Annotated in this window: 20 protein-coding genes and 1 riboswitch; of the genes, 15 read left to right on the top strand and 5 right to left on the bottom strand. The window is 64.7% G+C overall.

All coding sequences use genetic code 11. The annotated features are described in order from the left end of the window. Nucleotides 1–44: 44 nt before the first annotated feature. Genes N5P29_RS03660 through N5P29_RS03635 form a run of 6 tightly spaced genes read left to right on the top strand, consistent with a single transcriptional unit; the run spans nt 45 to nt 6482 of the window. Nucleotides 45–950 (top strand): ABC transporter permease, encoded by a 906-nt coding sequence (locus tag N5P29_RS03660; RefSeq protein ID WP_144661656.1) that lies wholly within the window; start codon nt 45–47, stop codon nt 948–950. A gap of 3 nt (nt 951–953) precedes the next feature. Further along, nucleotides 954–3065 (top strand): dipeptide/oligopeptide/nickel ABC transporter permease/ATP-binding protein, encoded by a 2112-nt coding sequence (locus tag N5P29_RS03655; protein WP_262277309.1) that lies wholly within the window; start codon nt 954–956, stop codon nt 3063–3065. Next, nucleotides 3062–3859, top strand: a complete 798-nt coding sequence (locus N5P29_RS03650) for an ATP-binding cassette domain-containing protein (protein WP_262277308.1) — start codon at nt 3062–3064, stop codon at nt 3857–3859. The genes N5P29_RS03655 and N5P29_RS03650 overlap by 4 nt, the downstream gene beginning before the upstream one ends. 37 nt (nt 3860–3896) lie before the next feature. Further along, nucleotides 3897–4814 carry a dihydrodipicolinate synthase family protein gene (locus N5P29_RS03645; RefSeq protein WP_262277307.1) on the top strand — a complete coding sequence of 306 codons (918 nt, stop codon included), beginning with the start codon at nt 3897–3899 and terminating at the stop codon, nt 4812–4814. An 18-nt stretch (nt 4815–4832) separates the two neighbouring features. After that, on the top strand, nt 4833–5783 hold the full coding sequence (locus N5P29_RS03640) for an ROK family protein (protein ID WP_262277306.1): 951 nt from the start codon (nt 4833–4835) through the stop codon (nt 5781–5783). Between the two features lie 12 nt (nt 5784–5795). Continuing rightward, the gene (locus N5P29_RS03635) at nt 5796–6482 is read left to right on the top strand and encodes an N-acetylmannosamine-6-phosphate 2-epimerase (RefSeq protein ID WP_262277305.1); all 687 of its coding nucleotides are present in this window, start codon (nt 5796–5798) and stop codon (nt 6480–6482) included. 58 nt (nt 6483–6540) lie between these two features. Here the strand turns inward: N5P29_RS03635 and N5P29_RS03630 are convergent, their stop codons facing one another. After that, nucleotides 6541–7380 (bottom strand): sulfurtransferase, encoded by an 840-nt coding sequence (locus N5P29_RS03630; protein ID WP_262277304.1) that lies wholly within the window; start codon nt 7378–7380, stop codon nt 6541–6543. 155 nt (nt 7381–7535) lie between these two features. Here N5P29_RS03630 and N5P29_RS03625 point away from each other — a divergent pair, with 155 nt between their 5' ends. The 5 genes from N5P29_RS03625 to N5P29_RS03605 all read left to right on the top strand — a co-directional run bounded on the left by N5P29_RS03625 (nt 7536) and on the right by N5P29_RS03605 (nt 13299). Then, nucleotides 7536–8993: a dihydrolipoyl dehydrogenase family protein gene (locus N5P29_RS03625; RefSeq protein ID WP_262277303.1), complete on the top strand. Its 1458-nt coding sequence runs from the start codon at nt 7536–7538 to the stop codon at nt 8991–8993. Between the two features lie 70 nt (nt 8994–9063). Next, nucleotides 9064–9837, top strand: coding sequence for a P-loop NTPase family protein (locus N5P29_RS03620; protein ID WP_262277302.1), 774 nt, complete (start codon nt 9064–9066; stop codon nt 9835–9837). After that, nucleotides 9834–11870, top strand: coding sequence for a YhgE/Pip domain-containing protein (locus N5P29_RS03615; RefSeq protein ID WP_262277301.1), 2037 nt, complete (start codon nt 9834–9836; stop codon nt 11868–11870). The genes N5P29_RS03620 and N5P29_RS03615 overlap by 4 nt, the downstream gene beginning before the upstream one ends. Further along, entirely contained in the window at nt 11867–12499 is a 633-nt protein-coding gene (locus N5P29_RS03610) for a TetR/AcrR family transcriptional regulator (RefSeq protein ID WP_262277300.1), read from the top strand. The genes N5P29_RS03615 and N5P29_RS03610 overlap by 4 nt, the downstream gene beginning before the upstream one ends. Nucleotides 12500–12633: 134 nt before the next feature. Further along, nucleotides 12634–13299 (top strand): hypothetical protein, encoded by a 666-nt coding sequence (locus N5P29_RS03605; RefSeq protein ID WP_262277299.1) that lies wholly within the window; start codon nt 12634–12636, stop codon nt 13297–13299. Between the two features lie 43 nt (nt 13300–13342). Here the strand turns inward: N5P29_RS03605 and N5P29_RS03600 are convergent, their stop codons facing one another. After that, the gene (locus tag N5P29_RS03600; protein WP_262277298.1) at nt 13343–14254 is read right to left on the bottom strand and encodes an EamA family transporter; all 912 of its coding nucleotides are present in this window, start codon (nt 14252–14254) and stop codon (nt 13343–13345) included. Nucleotides 14255–14326: 72 nt separating this feature from the next. Here N5P29_RS03600 and N5P29_RS03595 point away from each other — a divergent pair, with 72 nt between their 5' ends. Then, the gene (locus tag N5P29_RS03595; protein WP_262277297.1) at nt 14327–15271 is read left to right on the top strand and encodes a LysR family transcriptional regulator; all 945 of its coding nucleotides are present in this window, start codon (nt 14327–14329) and stop codon (nt 15269–15271) included. Here N5P29_RS03595 and N5P29_RS03590 read toward each other — a convergent pair. From N5P29_RS03590 to N5P29_RS03580, 3 genes are all read right to left on the bottom strand, one after another. Continuing rightward, nucleotides 15252–15776, bottom strand: coding sequence for a SixA phosphatase family protein (locus tag N5P29_RS03590; RefSeq protein ID WP_144661558.1), 525 nt, complete (start codon nt 15774–15776; stop codon nt 15252–15254). The genes N5P29_RS03595 and N5P29_RS03590 overlap by 20 nt on opposite strands. Nucleotides 15777–15870: 94 nt before the next feature. After that, nucleotides 15871–16737 carry a winged helix-turn-helix domain-containing protein gene (locus N5P29_RS03585; protein ID WP_262277296.1) on the bottom strand — a complete coding sequence of 289 codons (867 nt, stop codon included), beginning with the start codon at nt 16735–16737 and terminating at the stop codon, nt 15871–15873. Between the two features lie 577 nt (nt 16738–17314). Then, complete coding sequence (locus N5P29_RS03580) at nt 17315–18247, bottom strand: hypothetical protein (protein ID WP_262277295.1); 933 nt, start codon at nt 18245–18247, stop codon at nt 17315–17317. 201 nt (nt 18248–18448) lie between these two features. Between N5P29_RS03580 and N5P29_RS03575 the strand changes: the two genes are divergently transcribed. The 3 genes from N5P29_RS03575 (at nt 18449) to N5P29_RS03565 (ending at nt 21845) form a co-directional block, all read left to right on the top strand. Beyond that, nucleotides 18449–19189 carry a response regulator transcription factor gene (locus N5P29_RS03575; protein WP_262277294.1) on the top strand — a complete coding sequence of 247 codons (741 nt, stop codon included), beginning with the start codon at nt 18449–18451 and terminating at the stop codon, nt 19187–19189. Nucleotides 19190–19192: 3 nt separating this feature from the next. Further along, the gene (locus tag N5P29_RS03570) at nt 19193–20686 is read left to right on the top strand and encodes a sensor histidine kinase (protein WP_262277293.1); all 1494 of its coding nucleotides are present in this window, start codon (nt 19193–19195) and stop codon (nt 20684–20686) included. Between the two features lie 114 nt (nt 20687–20800). Then, nucleotides 20801–20984: riboswitch (cyclic di-AMP (ydaO/yuaA leader) on the top strand. A 3-nt stretch (nt 20985–20987) separates the two neighbouring features. After that, a complete protein-coding gene (locus N5P29_RS03565; RefSeq protein WP_262277292.1) occupies nt 20988–21845 on the top strand; it encodes an aggregation-promoting factor C-terminal-like domain-containing protein in 858 nt (285 codons plus the stop codon). Nucleotides 21846–21964: the final 119 nt, after the last annotated feature.

The raw sequence follows: 21964 nt of genomic DNA, 5'->3' as shown, positions 1-21964 counted from the left end.
CGATATTGCGTCTGCTCGGCCGCAGACTTGCAGCATTGCCATTAATGATCCTGGGCATCACGTTGCTCGTCTTCCTCGTCCTGCAGGCCGCTCCCGGCGACCAGGCCAGCTCGGCCCTCGGTGACGGCGCCAGCGAAGAAGCCAAGCAGCAGTACCGCCAGGAGAACGGCCTCAACGATCCCCTGGTCCTGCAGTACTTCCGTTTCCTCGGCAAGCTCCTGCAGTTCGACCTCGGGGTCACCACTCCCCCGGCAAAGTCCGTCGCTTCCATGATCGGCTCGGCCTTTCCCCTGACTCTTCAGCTGACCTTCCTTGGTGTGCTGATCGCGATTGTTGTTTCGCTGGCGTTCGGCATCATCGGAGCCCTGTACCGCGACAAATGGCAGGACCAGCTGGTCCGCGTCTTCTCGATCGCCGCGATCGCCACGCCGTCATTCTGGCTCGGCATCCTCCTTATCCAGTGGTTCGCACTCGGCGAGAACCCGATGTTCCCCTCGGGCGGTATCGCGACGCCGGAATCCGGCTTCGGCGGTTGGCTCAACTCGATGGCCCTCCCGGCTTTGGCGCTCGGCATTCCCGTCTCGGCCTCCCTGATCCGCGTGGTCCGGACGTCCATGGTTGAAGAACTCGACCGGGACTACGTCCGCACCGCCATCGGCAACGGCGTCCCCTACCGCGAGGTCGTTTCCAAGAACGTCCTCCGCAACGCGCTCGTCACCCCGGTCACCGTGCTGGGACTCCGCGTCGGCTACCTCCTGGGTGGCGCCGTCGTGATTGAAATGATCTTCGCCCTGCCCGGCATGGGCCAACTGATCCTCAACGGCATCACCAACCTGGACGTCAACCTGGTCCAGGGCGTGGTGCTCACCATCTCGGTCACCTTCGTTCTGGTGAACATCGTGGTGGACCTTCTCTACCTGCTCATCAACCCCCGAATCAGGACGGTATAGCTCATGCGCAGCAAGCTCGCAGAACGGCTGAGCGCCCCGGGCCTTCGTTTCAAGGCCCTGCCTTGGGGCTCCCGCATCGCCCTGTCTTTCCTCATCCTCATTGTCCTTGCGGCCATCCTGGCTCCCGTGCTGGCACCGCACGATCCGCTGGAGACGTTCACCCCGGCAACTCCGCCGGGCGCCGAGCACTTCTTCGGCACGGACCGCCTGGGCCGCGACATCTTCTCCAGGCTCCTGTTCGGAGCCCAGTCCTCGCTCATGATCGGCCTCGGCGCCGTGGGCCTGGCGATCCTGGTGGGCGCGCTCTTGGGCTCGTTCGCCGCGACTTCGAGCAAGTCCGTCAACGAAATCATCATGCGGATCATGGACATCCTCATGGCGTTCCCGGGTATCGCGCTGGCCGCCGTACTCCTGGCGGCCTTCGGCAACTCGGTCCCGACCATCATCATTGCGATCGCCATCATTTACACCCCGCAGCTGGCCCGCGTGGTCCGGGCCAATGTCCTGGCCCAATACGGTGAAGACTACGTCCGCGCCGAGCGTGTGATCGGCGCCGGCCGGTTCTACATCCTGGTCAAGCACATCGTCCGCAACACCGCAGCGCCGGTGCTGGTGTTCGCCACGGTGATGGTGGCCGATGCCATCATCCTCGAGGCATCCCTGTCCTTCCTGGGTGCCGGCGTGCAGGATCCCGCTCCCTCCTGGGGCAACGTCATCTCCTACGGACGCAACCTCGTCCTCTCTGGCGGCTGGTGGGCCACCACCTTCGCTGGCCTCACCATCCTGCTGACCGTCCTGTCCCTGAACATCCTCGCCGAGGGCCTCACCGATGCGATGGTGAACCCCCGGCTCCGCAAGGCTCCCGTGGTGAAGGACGACGACGGCTCCTCGGCTTCCGTGGCCGTGGACACCGAGGTGGCTACGTCAGTTGCCCAGCCTTCCGTTGTTGAGGAACACGAGCTCGACGGCGTCCGCGCGGCTTCCGGTTTGGGTGCCACTTCCGAGGCCGGCCAGTCCGCCCTGCTCACCGATGTGCGCACCGCCGCAGCCAACCCGCATCTCCTCCTGGACCGCGAATTGGAACTCCTTGCCTCGATCGAAGCGAAGCGCAGCGACCGCCTCCCCCAGGTACCGGCAGGCGCACGCAACGTCCTTGAGGTAAAGAATCTGTCCATCCGCTTCCCCGGCCGCTTCGGCGATATCCCGATCGTGGACAACGTGTCCTTCACGGTCCGGGAGGGCGAAACCATGGGCCTGGTTGGCGAGTCCGGCTGTGGCAAGTCCATCACCTCCCTGGCCGTCATGGGGCTCTTGCCGAAAACCGCCCAAGTCACTGGCTCAATCACCTTTGACGGCAAGGAACTGCTGGACCCCAAGACGCAGCACAGCAACCCCAAGGCCTACGTTGGCCTGCGCGGCGAGCAGATCGCCATGGTCTACCAGGATGCGCTGAGCTCGCTGAACCCGTCCATGAAGATCAAGGAACAGCTGGAACAGCTCACCAAGCGTGGCGGCCGCAAGACCCCCACGGAGCTGCTGGAAATGGTCAAGCTGGACCCGGTCCGGACTCTGGCCAGTTACCCTCACGAACTCTCCGGAGGCCAACGCCAGCGTGTGCTGATTGCCATGGCGTTGTCCCGTTCGCCGAAGATCGTGGTTGCGGACGAACCCACCACGGCACTCGACGTCACCGTCCAGAAGCAAGTGGTGGACCTGCTCAACGAATTGCGGGAACAGCTCGGTTTTGCCATGGTGTTCGTCAGCCACGACCTCGCCTTGGTTGCCTCGCTCGCGCACCGCATCACGGTGATGTACGCCGGGCAGGTGGTGGAATCGGCACAGGCTTCGGAGTTGTTGCAGAACCCCAAGCACGAGTACACCCGTGGCCTGCTGGGCGCTGTTCTCTCCATCGAGGCCGACGCCGCCAGGCTCCACCAGATCCCCGGCACGGTTCCTTCACCACACGATTTCGCTGTGGGAGACCGCTTCGCGGCCCGCTCGCTGCGGCCCGACGCCGACCCCAACCAGAAGCTGGTCCTCACCACTGTCGCGGCGGCGAACGGTGACGATGCCGACCACTACTGGGCGAGCCACCTGAAGGAGGATGCAAAGTGACTGCCACCCCAGTAATTGAACTCAAGGACGTCAAGGTCTACCACCGGGCGCGCACCGGCGGCCTGTTCCGTCCCAACATCGTCAAGGCCGTCGACGGCGTGGATTTCACCATCAGCCGCGGCGAAACCGTCGGCATCGTTGGCGAGTCCGGCTGCGGCAAGTCCACCCTCGCGTCAGTGCTCGTGGGACTGCAGCCGCCGACGTCGGGCCAGGTCATGTTCCACGGCAAGCCGGCCATCAAGCGGAACGCTGCCATGCGGCGCGAGTTCGGCCGATCGGTTTCCGTGGTCTTCCAGGATCCGTCCACGGCGCTGAACCCGCGCATGACCATCCAGGACATCCTGACCGATCCCCTGCAGGTCCACGGCATCGGCACCGCCGCGAGCCGTGCTGCCAAGGTCAAGGAACTGTTGGCGCTTGTCGGCTTGCCGCAATCGGCAGCCGAAGTGACGCCGTCGCAAGTTTCCGGCGGTCAGCGGCAGCGTGTGGCGATCGCCCGCGCACTGGCACTGGACCCGGACATCATTGTGGCGGACGAGCCGACGTCGGCCCTTGACGTTTCGGTCCGCGCGCAGGTGCTGAACCTGCTGTCCGACCTGAAAACGCAGCTGAACCTCGGCATGGTGTTCATCTCGCACGACATCCAGACCGTCCGCTACGTCTCGGACCGGATCTGCGTCATGTACTTCGGCAAGATCGTCGAACAAGGCACAGCCGCCCAGGTCTTTGATAACCCCAGCAACGACTACACCCGCAAGCTGCTTGGCGCTGCCCCCAGCCTGCTCCACATCTAGCTTTTCCTTTCACAAGTTACAAACAACGGAGATTTCTGTGTCCACTCAGTTCCAGGGCGTCATTCCCCCGGTCATTACCCCCCGCCACACCGATGGCAGCATCGACGTCCAGTCGTTGAAGAACGTCACCAAGCACCTGATCGACGGCGGTGTGTCCGGACTCTTCGTGCTGGGGTCCTCCGGCGAAGTTCCCTACCTCACCAACGAAGAGCGCGAGCTGGTGGTGACCACCATCGCCGAAGCCAACGCCGGGGCCGTGCCCTTGATCGTAGGGGCCAACGAGCAGACCACCAACCGTGTCATCGAGGAGGCCCGCAAGGTGGTTGACCTCGGCGCCGACGCGATCGTGGTCACGTCCATGTACTACGCGATCGGCAATGCCGCGGAAACCGAGACGCACTTCCGCAGCATCCACGAAGCCATCGACAAGCCCATCTTTGCCTACGACGTTCCCGTCCGCACCCACTTCAAGCTGCCCACCGATTTGTTGGTTCGCCTGGGCCGCGATGGGGTCATTGCCGGTGTAAAGGACTCTTCCGGCGACGACGTTTCCTTCCGGCAGCTCCTCCTGGCGGCCAAGGACATCCCCAACTTCGACATCTTTACCGGCCACGAAGTTGTGGTTGACGGCGCCCTCCTGGGTGGCGCGCAGGGCGTTGTTCCGGGCCTCGGCAACGTTGATCCTGCCGGTTACCGCCGCCTCTTCGACGCCGCGCAAGCCGGCGACTGGGCTGCCGCTGCCCGCGAGCAGGATCGCTTGGCCGACGTCTTCGAGATCGTCTACACCCCCGGTGGCCGGGTGTCGGGCGGTGCCGCGGGCTTGGGTGCTTTCAAGACCGCCCTCCAGGTCATGGGCATCATCGAGTCCAACACGATGAGCTCGCCGATGCTTTCCCTGAACGAGTCCGAGACTGCCGCGATCCGCGAAATCCTGGAACGCAACGGGCTGGTCTAGTCATTCATGCCCCCTTCCATGACCCACGTAATCGGCGTTGACCTCGGCGGCACCAAAACCGCCGCCGGGGTTGTCTCCTCCTCCGGGGAAGTGCTGTTCCCGGACACCATTCCCACGCTGAACAGGGCCGGTGGCGAGGCGATCCTTGATGCCACCGCTGCGCTGGTTGCGGGCTTGGTGGAGCGCGCCGCCGACGCCGGACTGACCGTGTCCGGCGTCGGTGTGGGCTCTGCCGGGGTCATCGACGCTGCTGCCGGGGTGGTTGTCTCGGCCACGGATGCCATCCTCGGCTGGGCCGGGACCCCGCTGGTTTCCGGGCTCTCGGCGCGTCTGGGGCTTTCCGTTCGCGCCGTCAACGACGTTCACGCCCATGCCCATGGCGAAGCGTGGATCGGTGCCGCCGCTGGTTCCTCAAGTTCGCTCATGGTGGCGTTCGGGACCGGGGTCGGCGGCAGCTTTGTCCTGAACGGTCACCCTGTTCTCGGGCATCGTTTTGTGGGCGGCCACGTTGGGCACTTCGCTTCACCCCTCGCCTCATTTGAGGGCCGGCCCTTACCCTGTGTGTGCGGTTCCGTCGGGCACGTGGAGGCCGTGGCTTCCGGTCCGGCAATCCACGGGTCCTTTCTTCGTTTTGGCGGTTCCACGGCCAAGGCGACGGACACGCGTGGCGTGTTCGAGCTCGCCAAGGGAACCCCCGACGGCGGTGCTGTCGCGGCCGCGGCGCGTACCGCCGTCGAACTCGGTGCGGTAGCCGCAGGGCAAGCGGTGGGTGGGCTGATCAACATCCTCGATCCCGAAACCGTGGTCATTTCCGGTGGCCTCGCTGATTCCGGCGAGCTGTGGTGGAAGCCCATGGAAGCCGCACTACGGCAGGAGCTGCTGGCTCCCTTGGCCGCCGTTCCTGTTGTCCGCGCGGCCCTGGGTAACAGCGCCGCCATTGTTGGTGCCGCGAAACTCGTTCTCCCGTAAAGGAATTGTCCTGTGATCCTCACGTCCGAAAGCCTCGAAGCCCTGCGTTCCCAGCTGATCGTCTCTTGCCAGGCGTATCCGGGCGAGCCCATGCGGGATCCCCGGACCACGGGGCAGGTGGCGGCCTCGGCGGTGATCGGTGGTGCCGCGGCGGTCCGCGTTCAAGGGCTTGCCGACGTGCAGTTCACGCATGCCGCCGTCGAAGTTCCTGTGATTGGACTCTGGAAAGACGGGCACGACGGCGTCTTCATCACGCCCACGCTCCGTCACGCACTGGCCGTGGCCAATGCCGGGGCGCATGTGGTGGCTATTGATGGAACGCGGCGTTCACGTCCGGACGGTCTTTCCTTGGCCGAGACGGTGGCCGGAATCCACGCGGAATCGCATGCACTGGTCATGGCGGACTGCGGTTCTTTCGATGACGCCGTTGCTGCTGTTGAAGCCGGCGCAGACCTCATCGGCACGACGCTGGCGGGGTACACCGGCGAGCGCCCGAAGACGGACGGTCCGGACCTGGGGTTGCTGGCGGAGATCGCTTCAGGGGACCTGGGCAAACCGCTCATCGCAGAGGGCCGCATCCACACCCCGGCCCAGGCGCGTCAGGCCCTCGACGCTGGTGCCTTCACCGTGGTTGTGGGCACGGCGATCACCCATCCGGCCAGCATTACGGGCTGGTTCAAGGGCGCGATGCACGCCTAGTTACATTTTCTGCTGGATCATTCGTAGACCCATCCTGCGTCTTCCCTACCTGGCAGGGTTATCCAAAGTGCAGCACTGAATGATTCAGCAGAATCTCCACAGGCCTGTCCATCGCATGTCCGTACTGGGACCACCCTCCGACGAACAGCTTGCCGTGCCCCATTCCGAGGTGTTCCATCATCAGCAGGTTGTGGCACGCGGTAACTCCTGAGCCGCAGTAGGTGATGGTCCCCGGTGCAGAGACAACGCCTGCCCGTTCGAAGTTTTGCCGAATCTTCGGTTCCGGCAGAAGGTATCCGGCGGCATCGAGGTTCTCCCGGCAAGGGACGTTCACGGCGCCAGGGATGTGCCCGGGTCGCGGATCGATGGGGTCTTGCCGGCCCTCGAAGCGGTCACGGTTCCTGGCATCAACCGCGGCGCCTGAAGCTGCCTCCGAAATGTCCGCAATGAACCGCGAGGGCCATGCCCCGGCTGTGAAACTGCCCCTGCCCGGCGAAGGGGTGTCCGTCGAGGGCTCCCCCGGGTAGGCACCCATTCCCCCGTTCAAAATCGCCGCGTTGTGCCCTGTAGACCGGAGCATCCACACGAGCCTGGCCGCAATGACTCCGCCGGCGTCGTCGTAAGCAACCACGGTGTCAGAGTCATTGATGCCGGCTTCCCGCATCCCTTCGGCGAACACCCCGGGATCGGGCAACGGGTTGCGCCCGGCTTCCGGGGACGCCGGGCCCGAAAGCCAGCGGTCCAAGTCCATGAAGACCGCACCGGGAAGGTGTCCACGTTGGTACGCGTCCAGCCCGGAAGCGCCATCGAGATACCAGCGGCAATCTGCAAGAACGAAGGTTCCGGCCCTGGCCGCACACCAGTTCCAGTCGACAAAAGGCTTCAGCTCATCACCCATACAGTGCAGCTTAGTCCCGCGTTCCACATAGCAAGACGCCTATCCCATTATTTGGACAAGCACCGCACTTGTGAGGCCTGCTCTGCGCCCCAAAACACACACCAAGCACGCAGAACGGGCCTCACAAGGGGAGGGGTCCGGCGTAGGCTTTCCCCATGACTGCCGAAAGCTCCCGCGAGTACGACGTAATAGTGATCGGCGCAGGCGCCGTTGGGGAAAACGTGGCCGACCGGGTGGTTCGTGGCGGCCTGTCGGCGGTGATCATCGAAAGCGAACTGGTGGGCGGCGAGTGCTCCTACTGGGCCTGCATTCCCTCCAAGGCGCTCCTTCGCCCCGGCAGCGTCCTGCACGCCGCCCAAGGAATCCCCGGCGCCACGGAAGCCATCACCGGAACCTTGAACGCACCGGCAGCCCTGAAGCACCGGGACTGGTTCACCAACAACTGGCAGGATGGCAGCCAGGTCGAATGGCTGGACAGCGCCGGCATCGACCTGGTTCGTGGACGGGGCAGGATCACGGGTCCCCGCGAGGTCCACGTGGATGCGCTCGACGGCAACAGCTACGCCCTCAAGGCCAACCATGCGGTCGTCGTGGCAACGGGTTCAATGCCCACCATTCCGGACATCGAGGGGCTCAAGGACGTGCGCTATTGGACCACCCGTGGAGCGACCGCAGCCAAGGAAATCCCGCAGCGGTTCGTGGTCCTCGGCGGTGGCGTGGCAGGGGTGGAACTGGCGCAGGCTTTCGCCCGCCTCGGATCCAGCGTCACCATCGTGGCCCGCGGACGGCTCTTGAGCAGCTACGCCGAGGAAGCGGCGAACCTGGTCCTCGCCGGGCTTCGGGCCGATGGAGTGACGGTCCACCTCCACACCGACGTCACCAAGGTTGGGAAGAACGACGACGGCTCCATCAACGTGACGCTCGACGGCAAGACACTCCAGGCCGACGAGATACTCGTCGCGTCCGGCAGGCGTCCGGCCCTGGCCAATCTGGGCCTGGAGAGCGTGGGAATTGAAGGTGAAAACGGCAAAGCCCCCCGGCTCACGACCGATGCCAGCGGGTTGGTCGAAGGACCGGTTAGCGATGGCACGAGCGGTTCCTGGCTTTACGCTGCCGGCGATGCCGCAGGGAAGGTTCTCCTGACGCATCAGGGCAAATACGAGGCTCGGGCTACGGGTGACGCCATCGTTGCCCGCGCCAAGGGTGAGCTCAAGGGCAGCCCGCAGCCGTGGAGCCCGTGGGCACACACAGCCAACGACCACGCCGTCCCCAGCGTTGTCTTCACGGACCCCGAGGTGGCCTCGGTGGGACAGGGCCTCGAGGAGGCACTCCTGCAGGGAAAGAACGTGGCCGGGGTTGAACTTCCCATCAATGTCAGTGGCTCCCAGCTGCACTCCCCGGACTACAAGGGGTGGGCCCAGATCGTGGTGGATGAGGACAGGAGGGTGATCATCGGAGCCACTTTTGCAGGCCCCGGCGTTTCTGAACTCCTCCATTCGGCAACCATTGCGATCGTTGGCGAGGTTCCCTTGGACAGGCTCTGGCATGCCGTGCCGTCGTATCCGACCATCAGCGAAGTGTGGCTCCGGCTGATGGAGAAGTACGGCCTTTGAGTTCTATTTGAACTGACCAGTCAGTTTAGTTAGACTTATCGCAGACAACAGTTCTGCGAAAGGCTTCATTGTGCTGTCCGTACAGCAACTCCAGATCAACGGCCGCCGGGACGACCTCCTCCCGGCCACGTCGCTCCAAGTTCACCGCGGCGAACTCCTGCTGGTCGCCGGAGAAGGCCAGGACCAGCGCACCGCCCTCGCCTTGGCGTTGAGCGGTCGCATGAAGCCCGGCAACGGTGTGCTCAGCTGGGATAACGTCACCAAGACCAAGAAGATCCGGCTCGCGAGCGCTTTGGTGGACTCCCCCGGCGTCAACGAACCCGAGCAACACCTCAGCGTCCGCGACCTCGTCACCGAAGACCTTTCCCTGATCCCCCGCCGCTACCGTGGCGCGCTGCTGAGCAAACCGTGGCTCAAAGTAAACAGCTTCGAAGACATCGCCGGACTCTGGATCGAGCAGCTCCCCGCCTCCCGGCGCCTGGAACTCCTGACGGCACTGGCCCTGGCAGACCCTGCCACGGACCTGTTGATCGTGGACTCCCCCGACCGCCACAGCGCCGATCCCGGGACCTGGCTGCCGAGGCTCCAGGCTTTGGCGTCCGACGCCGGGCGGCCGCTTGCCGTCGTCGCCGTCGTGGGTGCCGTCCCGGAGAACTGGACCGGCCCGGCAGCGGTGATCGGCAACTCGGTCCGGCATCCCCCTGAACCGGAACCAAAGCCTGCGCCCGCACCCACTCAGCCAGCCGTCGTCGTCGAGCCCAAAGCCAAGCACGCCGCCGATACCGCGCCGGACCTGGCCGAAGAAGAACCTGAAACCGAAACCCTCCAAAGGACTGCAAAGTGACTGTTCTGCGGCTTGCCCGCTCCGAACTCAAGCGCATGACCGGCGGGCTCCTGCCCAAGCTGACCATCCTCGCCCTGACCATGGTGCCTCTGCTGTACGGCGCCGTGTACCTGTACGCCAACTGGGATCCGTACGGCAACCTGAACCAGATCGACGCGGCATTGGTGGTCGAAGACAGCGGCGCCACCGCGAAGGACGGCACGCAATTGCAGGCCGGCAAGAAGGTGGCGGACAGCCTGGTGGAGGGCCACGTCTTCAACTGGAAGCAGGTCTCCAACGCCGAAGAAGCCGACGCCGGGGTCAAAACCGGTGAATACGCTTTCGCCCTGCGGATCCCCAAGGACTTCTCGTCCAACCTGGTTTCACCCGGCAGCTTCGACGCCGCCAACCAGGCCATGCTGCACGTCACCACCAACGACGCCAACAACTACCTCCTGAGCACCATCGTGGACAAGCTCACCACGGCCGTGCACTCCACCGTGGCCAAGGAAGTGGGCGAAGAAACCGCCAACCAGCTCCTCACTGGTTTTGGCACCATCCACGCGTCCATCGTGAAGGCCGCTGACGGCGCCTCCGAGCTCGCCACCGGTGTCGGAAAGCTCAGCGACGGCGCCGCCACCCTCCACACCGGCACCGGCCAGCTGGTCACCGGCGCGGACCAACTGGTTGCCGGCCAAACCCAGTTGCGCGACGGCGCTGTGCAGCTGAACGCGGGTGCCGGCCAGTTGAGCTCGGGGCTCACGGAGCTCAAGAACAAGACGGCTGCTCTCCCCGCGGATTCGCAGAAACTCGCCGACGGCGCCGCCCAGGTGGCCGCTGGAAACGCCGAGTTGAACGCAAAGGTCCAGGAAGTCGTCGGGCAATTGGACGCAGCGGACAAGGGCCTTCGCAACCGGGTGGTCGAGTCCAACGCCCGGCTTGTCAGCGCCGGTGTGCTGACCCAGGAGCAGGCCGACAAGGTCCTCGCCGACTTCGATGCCGCCGCAGCTTCCAGCCCGGTGACGGACGCCAAAGCGAAGATCTCCGGTGACGCCGCCAAGATCCAGCAGCTCTCGGATGGTTCTGCCGCAGTCAGCGCCGGCGCCCAAAAGCTCGCTGGCGCAACGCCGGCCCTGACCGACGCCATCTCCCAGGCGGCAGCCGGAGCAGGGCAGCTGAATTCCGGCGCGGCCACCTTGGCCGCCGGGCAGCAGACCGCTTTGGATGGCGCTGTAAAGCTCGACGACGGCGCCCACCAACTGGACGACGGCGCCGGACAGCTGGCCAGCGGCGCAGTGACGGCAGCCGATGGCTCCCACACGCTCGCCACTGAACTCGCCAAGGGCGCCGGAGACATCCCGAACCCGAACGATGAGCAGAAGAGCAACGTCTCCAAGGTCATCGCCGATCCCGTTGCAGTGAACAACGTCTCCCAAGCGAAGGCAGGTTCCTACGGCGCAGGCCTGGCCCCATTCTTCCTGACGCTGGCCCTCTGGATCGGTGTGTTCATGCTTGTCCAGGCGATGCGACCCATCACCCAGCGGGCTTTGGCTTCGAACGCCCCCTCCTGGAAGATTGCTGTAGGAGGCTGGCTGCCGTTCTTCGTGGTCTCGGTGCTGCAGGCCACCATCCTCACCGTGGTTGTTGATCTGGGTCTGGGCCTGAATCCGGCCCACCCGATCGGGATGTGGCTGTTCATGCTGGCCGCGGTGATGGCGTTCAGCGCGATCATCCAAGGCATCGTGGCCCTGCTGGGTACGCCTGGCAAGTTCGTGGTCCTGATCCTGCTGGTCCTGCAGCTGGTCTCTTCCGGTGGTACGTTCCCTTGGCAGACCACCCCGGCGCCCCTGCACGTTGTGCACGAGGTCCTGCCCATGGGCTACGTCGTCACCGGCATGCGGCACCTGATCTATGGCGGTGAACTCAGCATGATCTGGCCTACCGTGCTGGGCCTGCTTGGATACACTTTGCTGGGAGCGGCACTGTCCACACTGGCAGTCCGCAAGCACAAGATGTGGACCCTCAAGACCCTGAAGCCGGAGATCGCAGTATGAGCACCACCGAGCCGGCCGCCACCGGAACTGCTGGGAAGAAGCTGCGTCCGGGCCGCACCAACGCCACCAAGCAGCGGCTGTTCGAGGCGTCCATGGAGCTGATCGGTGAACGCGGTGCGGCGGGAGTGACCGTCGACGAGATCGCGGCCGCGGCCGGGGTGTCCAAGGGGACCGTGTACTACAACTTCGGCAGCAAGTCGGACCTGATCGCCCAGCTTCTGCGGCACGGCGTTGACATCATGCTGGTCAGGCTCCAGGACGTCCAGGGGCAAAGCAGCGACCCCCTGGAGTCCATGCAGAACATGGTGGGCCAGGCCATGGAGTTCATGGACGACTACCCCTCCTTCGCCCGGCTCTGGGTCAGCGAAAACTGGCGGACCCCCGGCGAATGGAGTGCCGTCTTTGCCGAGCTTCGGGCTGAACTCCTGGCCGTGATCGGTTCCGCCGTGGAGCGCGTCGCGGCCGGCTACACGGTGGACACTTCCATTGCCCGTGGCAGCCTTGAAGCGGCCATCTTCGGAGCCATCTTCGTGGTGGGCCTGGACCGGCAGACCTACAACCCCGAGCGGACCCGCGAGCAAAGCGTGGCCGCGGTGATGACCATCATGCACGGGTACGTCATCAAGTAACGCGTTGCGAGGCCTCCTCTGCGTTCCATGGCATGGCCATTGGACGCAGAGCAGGCCACACAACGGTATCCAACTGCAATGTACGACGGCGTGGCGCGGCCACTTGGTCGGCGATGATTAACCTCATGCGTCACATGGGGAACAGCGGGAAGCTTGCGGTGGTGTCCGCCTTTGTCGCACTGGCGCTGTTGGTTCTTGCAGCGGTGGTGCTCGAAGAACTGGTGCTGTACCTGTTCCTCGGCAGCGTGCTGCTTTGCTACCTCGCGTCCCTCGTTCAGCTCTTCAACCGGCGCCGCTACTTCGTAATCTTGCTCGGCGCCGTCGGCACGAGCCTGTTCATTGGTTGCAGCATCGCCTTCCTGCGGATGTGGGGTATCGCGTTCACCCAGGACGCCAACGCCTTGGGCGGTGCCGTGGGCACTGGCAGCGCCATCAGCACCAAGGACTCCGATATCTACTTCTACCTGGCAGTCGCTGCCGGACTGGGAACACTGGCCGTGATGTTCCTCGGAGCCGTGGTGCCGTCGTTCGGATCGCGGGCGGCTGCACCTGTGAAACGGCCGGCACCTGCCCCCAAACGGGCACCTGCCCAGCGGAAATCTCCCCCGCGCCCTGCCGGCCAGCAACGTCCGGGCGCCCAGGCCCAACGCCCCGTCAAGCGCCCGGCCACCCCTGCTCCCAAGCGCCCCGCTCCCCAGGCAACCCCCGCCAAGCGTCCCGCGCCCCGTACGCCTGCCACCCCAGCCAAGCGACCGGCGTCGAGCGTCCCAACCCAACGCAAGCCGGCCCCCAAACGCTGACGCCCCTGCGTTTCCAGGCCCGCTCTGCGGCCGTACACACGGCTCACACGCGCAGAGCAGGCCTCACAACGGGGGTTCCGGGGCGTTTTCGGGAGGCACCGAGCACTGCCGTCGCCACACCCAGAAGCAGGATCATCCCTCCCATGACCTCTGCGGGCGTCGGAATCTCGTTCAGGACCAGCCACGCCGCCGTCATGCCCACCACCGGGACCAGGAGCGTGAAAGGCACGACGTCGGAGCTCGGGTACAAGGACAACAGCCGGTTCCAGATGCCGTACCCCACCAACGACGCGAACACCGCGGTGTACACAGCGCTCAGGATGGTGGCCGGCTGCAGGTCCGTCAGCGTTGCCCACACGGTGCCTGGGCCATCCACCACCAACGACAATCCAGCCAATGGAACCGGCACCACGGCCCCCGACCACACCACCAAGCCCAGCCCGGACGCTGCCTTTGAGTGCCGGGCCACAACGTTCCCCACCGCCCACGACAAGGCTGCCGCCAGCACGATCATGAGCGGAAGCACCGGAGCCACGGCACTGCGCCCCACCGCCACCACCCCCAACCCCGCGATGCCCAGCACTACACCAAGCAGCTGCATCCGACTCGGCCTTTCGCCAAGGAACCGGGCCGCGAGCAGGATGGTGAACAGGACCTGGGCCTGCAGCACCAGCGAGGCCAGGCCTGCGGGCATTCCGAGGGCCATGCCCAGGTACAGGAGGCCGAACTGCCCCGCACTCATGAAGAGCCCGACGCCGGCAATCGCCTTCCAGCCGACGTCAGGTTTACGGATGAAGAAGATGAAGGGAAAAACAACCAGCAGGAAGCGCATGGCCACGAAAAGCAAAGGTGGGACATCCCGCCCGTTCGTGTGCAGGCCGAGGTCGATGGCGACGAAGTTGACGCCCCAGAGGACAGCTACAAGAACGGCGAGGGCAGAGTGGCGAAGGTTCACGTCTACACTCTGACGCTCTTTTGAATGAAGCACCAGCGTTGAATTCAGCATGAAACCAAGTAGATTTGCTTCATGATTGATATTTCGGCCTTGCGGGCCCTCGTGGCCGTCGAACAACACGGCTCCGTAGTGGCGGCCTCTGACGTCATGGGCTACAGCCCCTCCGCGGTGTCGCAGCAGATCAAGAAACTCGAAAAGCAGACAGGCGTTGCCGTCCTGGAGCGCAATGGCCGGGGTGTCCTGCTGACGGAACGGGGCCTGGCGCTTGCAGGTTACGGCCGACGGATCATGGGCGAACTCGAAGAACTTCAGGCGACGTTGCTGGCCGATCCCGCCAAGCCGTCCGGGCTGTTGCGGCTGGTGGCTTTCTCCACGGCATGCCGGGGCCTGGTAGGGCCCGTCCTCGGGCGCATGGCCGCCACCCGCTCCGCCCTGGACATCACCGTCCTGGCCGAGGACCCGCGCGAGGCCGTGCAGCGGGTCGCCTCAGGCGAAGCAGAACTGGCGGTGGTGCACAACTGGAACTCGGTCCCGCTGGTGATCCCGGAGAACCTCGTGCACGAGGACCTCTGCATCGACCAGGCCGATGTCCTGGTCAACAGCACCCACGCGCTCGCGGCACGTACCGCCGTCGAGCGTGAGGACCTGCTGGACGAGACCTGGATCAGCACCCCCGCGGGCGCCATCTGCAACGAGGCACTCCTGCAGATCTTCGCGGGACTGGGCCGGGTGCCCGACATCCGCGTCTACGACCCCGACTTCTCCACGCACATCGCCATGGTGGAACAAGGCGTGGCGATCGCACTGGTGCCACGGCTCGGCAGGCCCGCGCTGCCGCCCGGGGTGGTGGCCATCCCCGTGGTCAAACCCACGCAGCAGCGGTCCGTTGGAATTGTGTACCGGAAAACCATGACAGCAAGCCCGAACATCAGGCATGTCGTCCGCCTGCTGCGCGAAGCAGCCGCGGCGGAACTGCACGGGCAGCAGCTGCCTGCCGCTAGTGCCGGGGAACCGTGAAGTGCGTCAGCCGGGCGTCCTGACCATCGAGCTCAGCCCAGGACTTTTCCGTTTCCATGACCGTCAAGGCGCTGGTCGGGTAGCGGGTAGCGGCATCCATGTAGGCATCGTGGTCTGAGTCGCGGGAGGCCAGGTGCATGGCAAGGTCCTGCACTCCCGGCATGTGCGAAATCACCATCAACGTTGTCACGGTGTCCGGAACGTGATTGATCACGGTCAGCATGCGGTTGGCCGAGGCCGAATACAGCCCGTCCTCAAGCTTGGGGGTTGGCGCCTTCTCCCCCAGTTCATCGCACACCCAGGTGCAGGTCTGCCGGGTCCTCAGGGCGGAAGAACAGAGAATGAAATCGGGAACCACGCCGTGCTTGAGCAACCACTTCCCGGCAAGCGGGGCTTCGCGATGACCGCGCTCTTCCAGGGGACGCTCGTGGTCCGGCACGCCCACAGGCCAATCAGCCTTGGCATGGCGCATGATCACAAGACGCTTGATGTGGTGGTCGCTCATGCAATAACCCTATAGCCGCGAAGGCACATGCTCACTGGCCGGACAACGCGAAAGCGCCCGCCCTGGAGGGCGGACGCTTCCGGCAGTCAAAAGATCAGATCGAGTATTCCGGAGCGGCCCAGACGATGACCTCGGGGTGCTCGTAGAAGCGGTAGCCCTGTCCACGGACCGTACGCACAGTGTTGGCCAGGCGTCCCAGCTTGGAACGAAGGCGGCGGATGTGGACGTCGATGGTGCGCTCGTTCGGCACTTCCTCGGCGTTGCGCCACAGGCCCTCAAGCAATTCGTCGCGGCCCACGGTGCGCGTGCCGTTTTCAACGAGGTAGTTCAGGAGCTCGAATTCCTTGAAGGTCAAGTTCAGCGACTCGCCATCGAGGTGTACCTCGCGGCGGGCAAGATCGATCAGCACGCCGGAGGGGCGGGCTTCCTGCTGCGGCGCCGGACGGGCGGCTTCAGGGCGCTGGCGGGCGGCCACGGTGGGGTCGCCGAAGGTGGAACGTACGACGTCGAGCGCGGACCCGGGTGCCCCGGCGGGGGCGACGGCGACGGCCGCGTAGCTCTCCGCACCGGTCACCAGGGACTGAGCGTAGGCTCGGATTTCCTGGGCGAGCTTTGCAATGGACGTTCCAGCCGCGGCTGCAGTCTCCTCGTCAATGCCCATGTAGAGCACGAAGCCGCGGGCCACGTTGTCGTTGGCAACGGGGCGCAGCTTGTCCGAGTGTGCAATTACCGGAGTGGGAGCGGTAATGGGTGCCGGCTCTGTGGTGGGTACTGCGCGCAACTGGCCGTAGGAGTGGGGGTTGTAACCCTGGGGCACGTAGCCGGGAGCCTGCTGGCCGGCGCCCTGCGAAGCAGGAGAGTAGCCGGGGCGGTTGCCGAAGCCTGGGCGGAGCCCGGCGTTCGATGCGGCCTTGTTGGCGTTACGGACGGAGATGTGGACGTATCCGGATGCAACTGACATGGAGTGCTTACCTCAAAAGTGAATAGCCGTCATCGCGGCTTCGAATGCTGAATGTCCCCGCAATGAGTTTGGGGAGGGGCGCCCAACGCTGGGCTAGGGGGCGAATGCCTGAAACTTCTTGGGGTGGAAAGTTAGGCTTGCATTCGACAACAGCGGTCATCACGGCCAGCGGGTGTGCTGGACCAGGTTGCTGCGGCTGCAGGTGCTGTTGAGTTCTTGTTCACATTGGAAGTGTGCAACGTAACAAAGGCAACACGCAAGTAACAAAGCTCAGAACCGTCCACATTTTGAGACGTGGAGGTCTATTGTGCTGCAAATCACAATTCAGTGGGGTGCCAAAATGAACGCCATGAGATTCGGTTAGCAAGAGAAATATTCGCCTTCCAGTGAATTTTCTTCGGCCCATGAGGCATGATTCGCACCTTAAGCCACACCAACCCATCCGCAGCGGAATCTCACGATCTGAAACATTTCTTGTCCAATCGGCGCCGGCTCCGATCTCGATTTTTTTGCCTGCGATCTGCTAGAAGCGCTGAAAACGGGCGCGGCCAGCGCCCGTTTTCTCAGGACGTCGTTCTCAGGACGTCGTCCCTGAACCGGACGTGGAGCCCTGCCCCGTGGACGACGTTGCGGTGGTCAGCCGCACCGATGACGCGTTGTAGGCGTCCCCGCTCTTGGCAGCCGTGACGCGCACCGTTGCACCGGAGGTGATGTCAGCTATGGTCAGGCTGCTGGAGGTGCCGCCACGCTGCCTGGTTCTTTGTGCCACCGCAGTGTCCGTGCCAAGGACGTAGGTCCGCGTAAACCCGTCGGTGCTTTTGACGGTCAGCGAGTTGGAAGAAACCTCGCTGACGACTCCCACCTGATCGGCCATGGACACGTACTCGTTGTCGCGGAGGATTACGTACTCCGAGTGGATGGCGGCGTTCAAGCCCCCTCCGAACCCATCCGGTGCCATTCCGCCCATCTGACCGCCCATCTGACCGGGCATTCCCTGGCCGGTTCCATCTTGCCCTGATCCGCCCGGCCCCAGGCCCTGTCCAGGCACGGCTTGGCCCTGCTGCCCACCCAATCCACCGGCCTGCCCCAAGGGAACGTTGGCAGCATCGGCGGAGCCTGCACTGCCCAGAGAGTAGAAACCGGCGGCCGTACCTGCCGCGACCACTACGGCCACACCCGCCACGATCAGCGTCTTCTTGACGGACCACCGGTTCTGCACTCCCGCCTTATCCCTGCCACCGGGCGCCGACCCCCAGCCGGACCCCGACGTTTCCGACGACGGCGCGCCCCACCCTGCCGAAGGACCGTTACTGCCGGACTGGCCGCTTTGGGGCTGGGCAGGCCGGGCCTCGCCCCACGCCCAGGATGACCCGGAGTTTTGGTCGGTGGGTTGGGCAGGCTGCGGCCGTATGGCTTCAGGTTGCTGGCCGGCGGAAGTTGACTCCTGGGTTGACTGCGGCCCTGGGTCTTGGGGGAATTGCTGGTTCCTGGGGAAAATTTGCTCGCTCATGATGGTCTCTCTTGTCTGTTGTTGTCCGATTACGCCCCAGCGTCAGCCCGCCGGCTGTGCGGAAGCTGTGTTGGGGAGCAGTTGATCCTGTGACCTGTGGATCCACGTGCCCCCGGACTCCCACCTCGCTAGTGTTGACTTCACAGGGTCCTCACAGGAGCGGCTCAGCCCGGGCAAACCAGCAGAATGGAGAGTTGTCACATGGCATCCCCGCACTCCATGACGAACAACCTTCCCCAGCTCACCCACCCCGACGGCTCACCCATCCGTGCCTTGGTGGTGGATGACGAACCAAGCCTTGCCGAGCTCATGAGCATGGGCCTTCGGATGGCCGGATGGTCGGTGGGCGTGGCCGCTGATGGACCCCAGGCAGTAAAGCTCGCCAAGGAGTTCCGCCCCGACGTCCTGGTGCTTGATGTGATGCTCCCCGGCTTTGACGGCGTCGAAGTCCTTGGCCGGATACGTGCTTTCGCCCCGGAAGTTCCGGCCCTGTTCCTGACAGCCAAGGACGCCGTGCAGGACCGCATCGTGGGACTGGCGGCGGGTGGCGACGACTACGTCACCAAGCCCTTCAGCATGGAAGAAGTACTGCTTCGCCTGCACCGGCTGGTCCAGCGCTCAGGCGTCGCTGCGATGGACACTGCTGAGCTCGTGGTGGGTGATCTGACCCTGAACGTGGACACCCGGGAGGTCACCCGCGCCGGGGAGGACATCGCCCTGACGGCAACCCAGTTTGAACTCCTCCGTTATCTGATGGAGAACCCGAAACGGGTGGTCAGCAAGGCCCAAATCCTGGACCGGGTGTGGGACTACGACTTTGGCGGCCAAGCCAACATCGTCGAACTCTACATTTCCTATCTCCGCAAGAAGATCGAAGCGAACCACGCGCCGATGATCCACACCGTTCGCGGAGCCGGCTACGTCATCAAACCTGCGGACTAGGCCTTGAGCACACTCTCAGGGGTTGCCAGGAGCCGGCAGCGCAATTGGCTCAATCCCTCCACCTGGCATTTGCGGACCCGCCTGGTCCTGGTGGCCATGGCTTTGCTGGTGGCCATTTGCGGCGCAGTCGGGTTGGTCAGCTACGCCTCGATGGACATGGTTTTCAACAAGCAGCTCGACAGGCAGCTGGAGCAGGCGTCGCGCCGCGCTGACGACTTCGGCAGGCCGCCGTCGAGCTTTCCGAATTCGCCGACAGGACGCCCGGACCCGCTGGAGGCCCGCGGGCAGGCGGCCGGCACGCTGAGCGCCCGTATAGATGGGTCAACGGTGCGCAGCTCCGGGCTGATCGACGCCCGGGGCAACCGCGTTTCCTTGTCTGCCGCCGACGAGCAGGTCCTGCTCGCGCTGCCGACGGGCGACCGTCCCGTGGACCGCACACTGTCCAACGGCGACTACCGGCTCATGGCTGTGAAGACCAATTACGGCGATGTGATCGTCACGGGCCTGCCGCTCGCGGACAAGCAGACAGCAGAGGCTTCGCTGGTCTGGACCATGGTTCTGGTGTCACTGGGCGGCCTGGTGGTGATCGGCCTCGTAGGCACCGTGATTATCCGTCGCACCATGCGGCCCCTGGAGCAGCTGTCCGATGTCGCCACCAAGGTTTCGCGGCTGCCTCTCGACGCCGGTGAAGTGGCACTTGCGGTGCGTGTACCGCCGTCGGCTTCCCATCCCGGCACCGAAGTGGGCAGCGTGGGCCATGCCCTGAACCAGATGCTGAACAACGTCTCCAGCGCGCTGGAGGCCCGTCAGGAGAGCGAGACAAAAGTGCGGCAGTTCGTTGCCGACGCCTCGCATGAATTGCGGACGCCGCTGACGGCCATCCGCGGCTACACCGAGCTGCTGCGGATGACCGAGACCTTAACGGACGATGGCAGGAAGTCCCTGGCCCGGGTGCAAAGCCAGTCCGAACGCATGACTACGCTGGTGGAGGATCTGCTGTTGCTGGCAAGGTTGGACGAGGGCCAACCGCTGAAGGTCACGGACGTGGACCTGACCCAGTTGGTGATCGAGACCGTGAGTGACGAGAAAGTCATGGCCCCGGACCACATCTGGCAGCTGATGTTGCCGGACGAACCGATCACGGTGCGTGGAGATGCCACGCAGTTGCATCAGGTATTGGCCAATCTGCTCTCGAACGCCCGCAAACACACAGATCCTGGAACCACGGTGGTCACCGGGGTGATGCTTTCGGCAGACGGCAGCGCAGTGGTTACCGTAACGGACAACGGGCCCGGCATTCCCGGAGATTTCCAGGGCAGGATTTTCTCCCGGTTCGCCCGGGCAGATGCCGCAAGGTCGGGGGCGGAGGGGACGTCCGGCTTGGGCCTGTCGATAGTCGAATCCATCGTCACGGCCCATGGCGGAAGCGTGGAAGTGACGTCCAAGCCGGGGCGGACAGAATTCGCTGTCCGGCTGCCCGTCGTCGCTAGCGACTGAAGGTAACGGCCCCGGCAAGGCGACTCACCGGCGTCGTGATCTCTGTTACCTAAATGTGACTTCTGACGGAACCTCCTGTACCGTCGAAAGTGTGGGTCGCCCCAAATGGCCCGCATCCGGGATGCGCCGAGCTCTGCCACATCCCGGAGTCCGTTCTTACTCCGAGGCAGAGACGGGGGACCCAGAGTCTCCGGGCCTGGCATTTGCCGGCCCTTGGGGTGAAGCCGCAGCGTAACGCGCGGCCGGATGACCTCATCCGAACCCGACAGCTAACTCCGCAGGCGCTGAGAGGTAATCACACATGTCTGAACTTAACGATCAGACGCGCCCTTCCGCGCGTCACCGCGACCAGAACGACACCCAGTTGACCAAGTCGCAGACCGTCCTCAAAAAGGCCGCCCGTGAGGGCAAGTCCGGCAAGCGCATGCCCGTTGTAGCCGGCGTCATCGCCGCCGCGCTGGGTGTTGCATCACTCGGAACCGCTGCCAACGCCGCCCTCAACCTTCCTGAGGCCAGCCGCGTGGCTGAGACGCAGACCGCCGTCGAGGCCAGCAACGCCAAGGCCGCTGAAGAAGCCGCCGCTGCCAAGAAGGCTGCAGACGAAAAGGCTGCCGCCGCCAATGCCGCGGCAGACAAAGCAGCGGCCGATAAGGCTGCAGCTGACAAGGCCGCTGCGGACAAGGCAGCTGCCGACCAGGCCGCCGCTGCGCAGGCAGCAGCTGAGAAGGCCGCCGCCGACCAGGCAGCAGCAGAAAAGGCTGCCGCTGACGCCGCCGCCAAGCAGGCCGCCGACGCCGCTGCTGCCGCCGCCGCAGAAGCAGCCGCCGCCGCAGCCGCCCCCAAGGCTGTTGACGACCCCGCTGCCGCCAAGGCCTACGCCGCCAGCATCCTGGGCAGCTACGGCTGGAGCGCCTCTGAGATGACGGCACTGAACACGCTGTGGGAGAAGGAATCAGGTTGGCGGACCACTGCCACCAACGCTTCCAGCGGTGCGTACGGTATTGTCCAGTCGCTTCCGGCCGGCAAGATGGCTTCTGTCGGCGCCGACTGGCAGACCAACTACCAGACCCAGATCAAGTGGGGCCTGAACTACATCAAGGAACGCTACGGCTCCCCGTCAGCTGCCCTGGCCTTCCACCTGGCCAACAACTGGTACTAAGCCAAGAGCTTTCCCGAAAAGCCGCTCCCGTTCCGGGGGCGGCTTTTCGCGTGCAGGGGGCGCCTATTCGCGTGCAGGGGGCCCTGCATACTTACACAGTCGCGTCACAGCTTCCGCCT

The organism is Paenarthrobacter sp. JL.01a, from assembly GCF_025452095.1.
Lineage (GTDB): Bacteria > Actinomycetota > Actinomycetes > Actinomycetales > Micrococcaceae > Arthrobacter.
The sequence above is the reverse complement of the archived record's forward strand: the minus strand, read 5'-3'. Positions and strand labels throughout refer to the sequence as shown.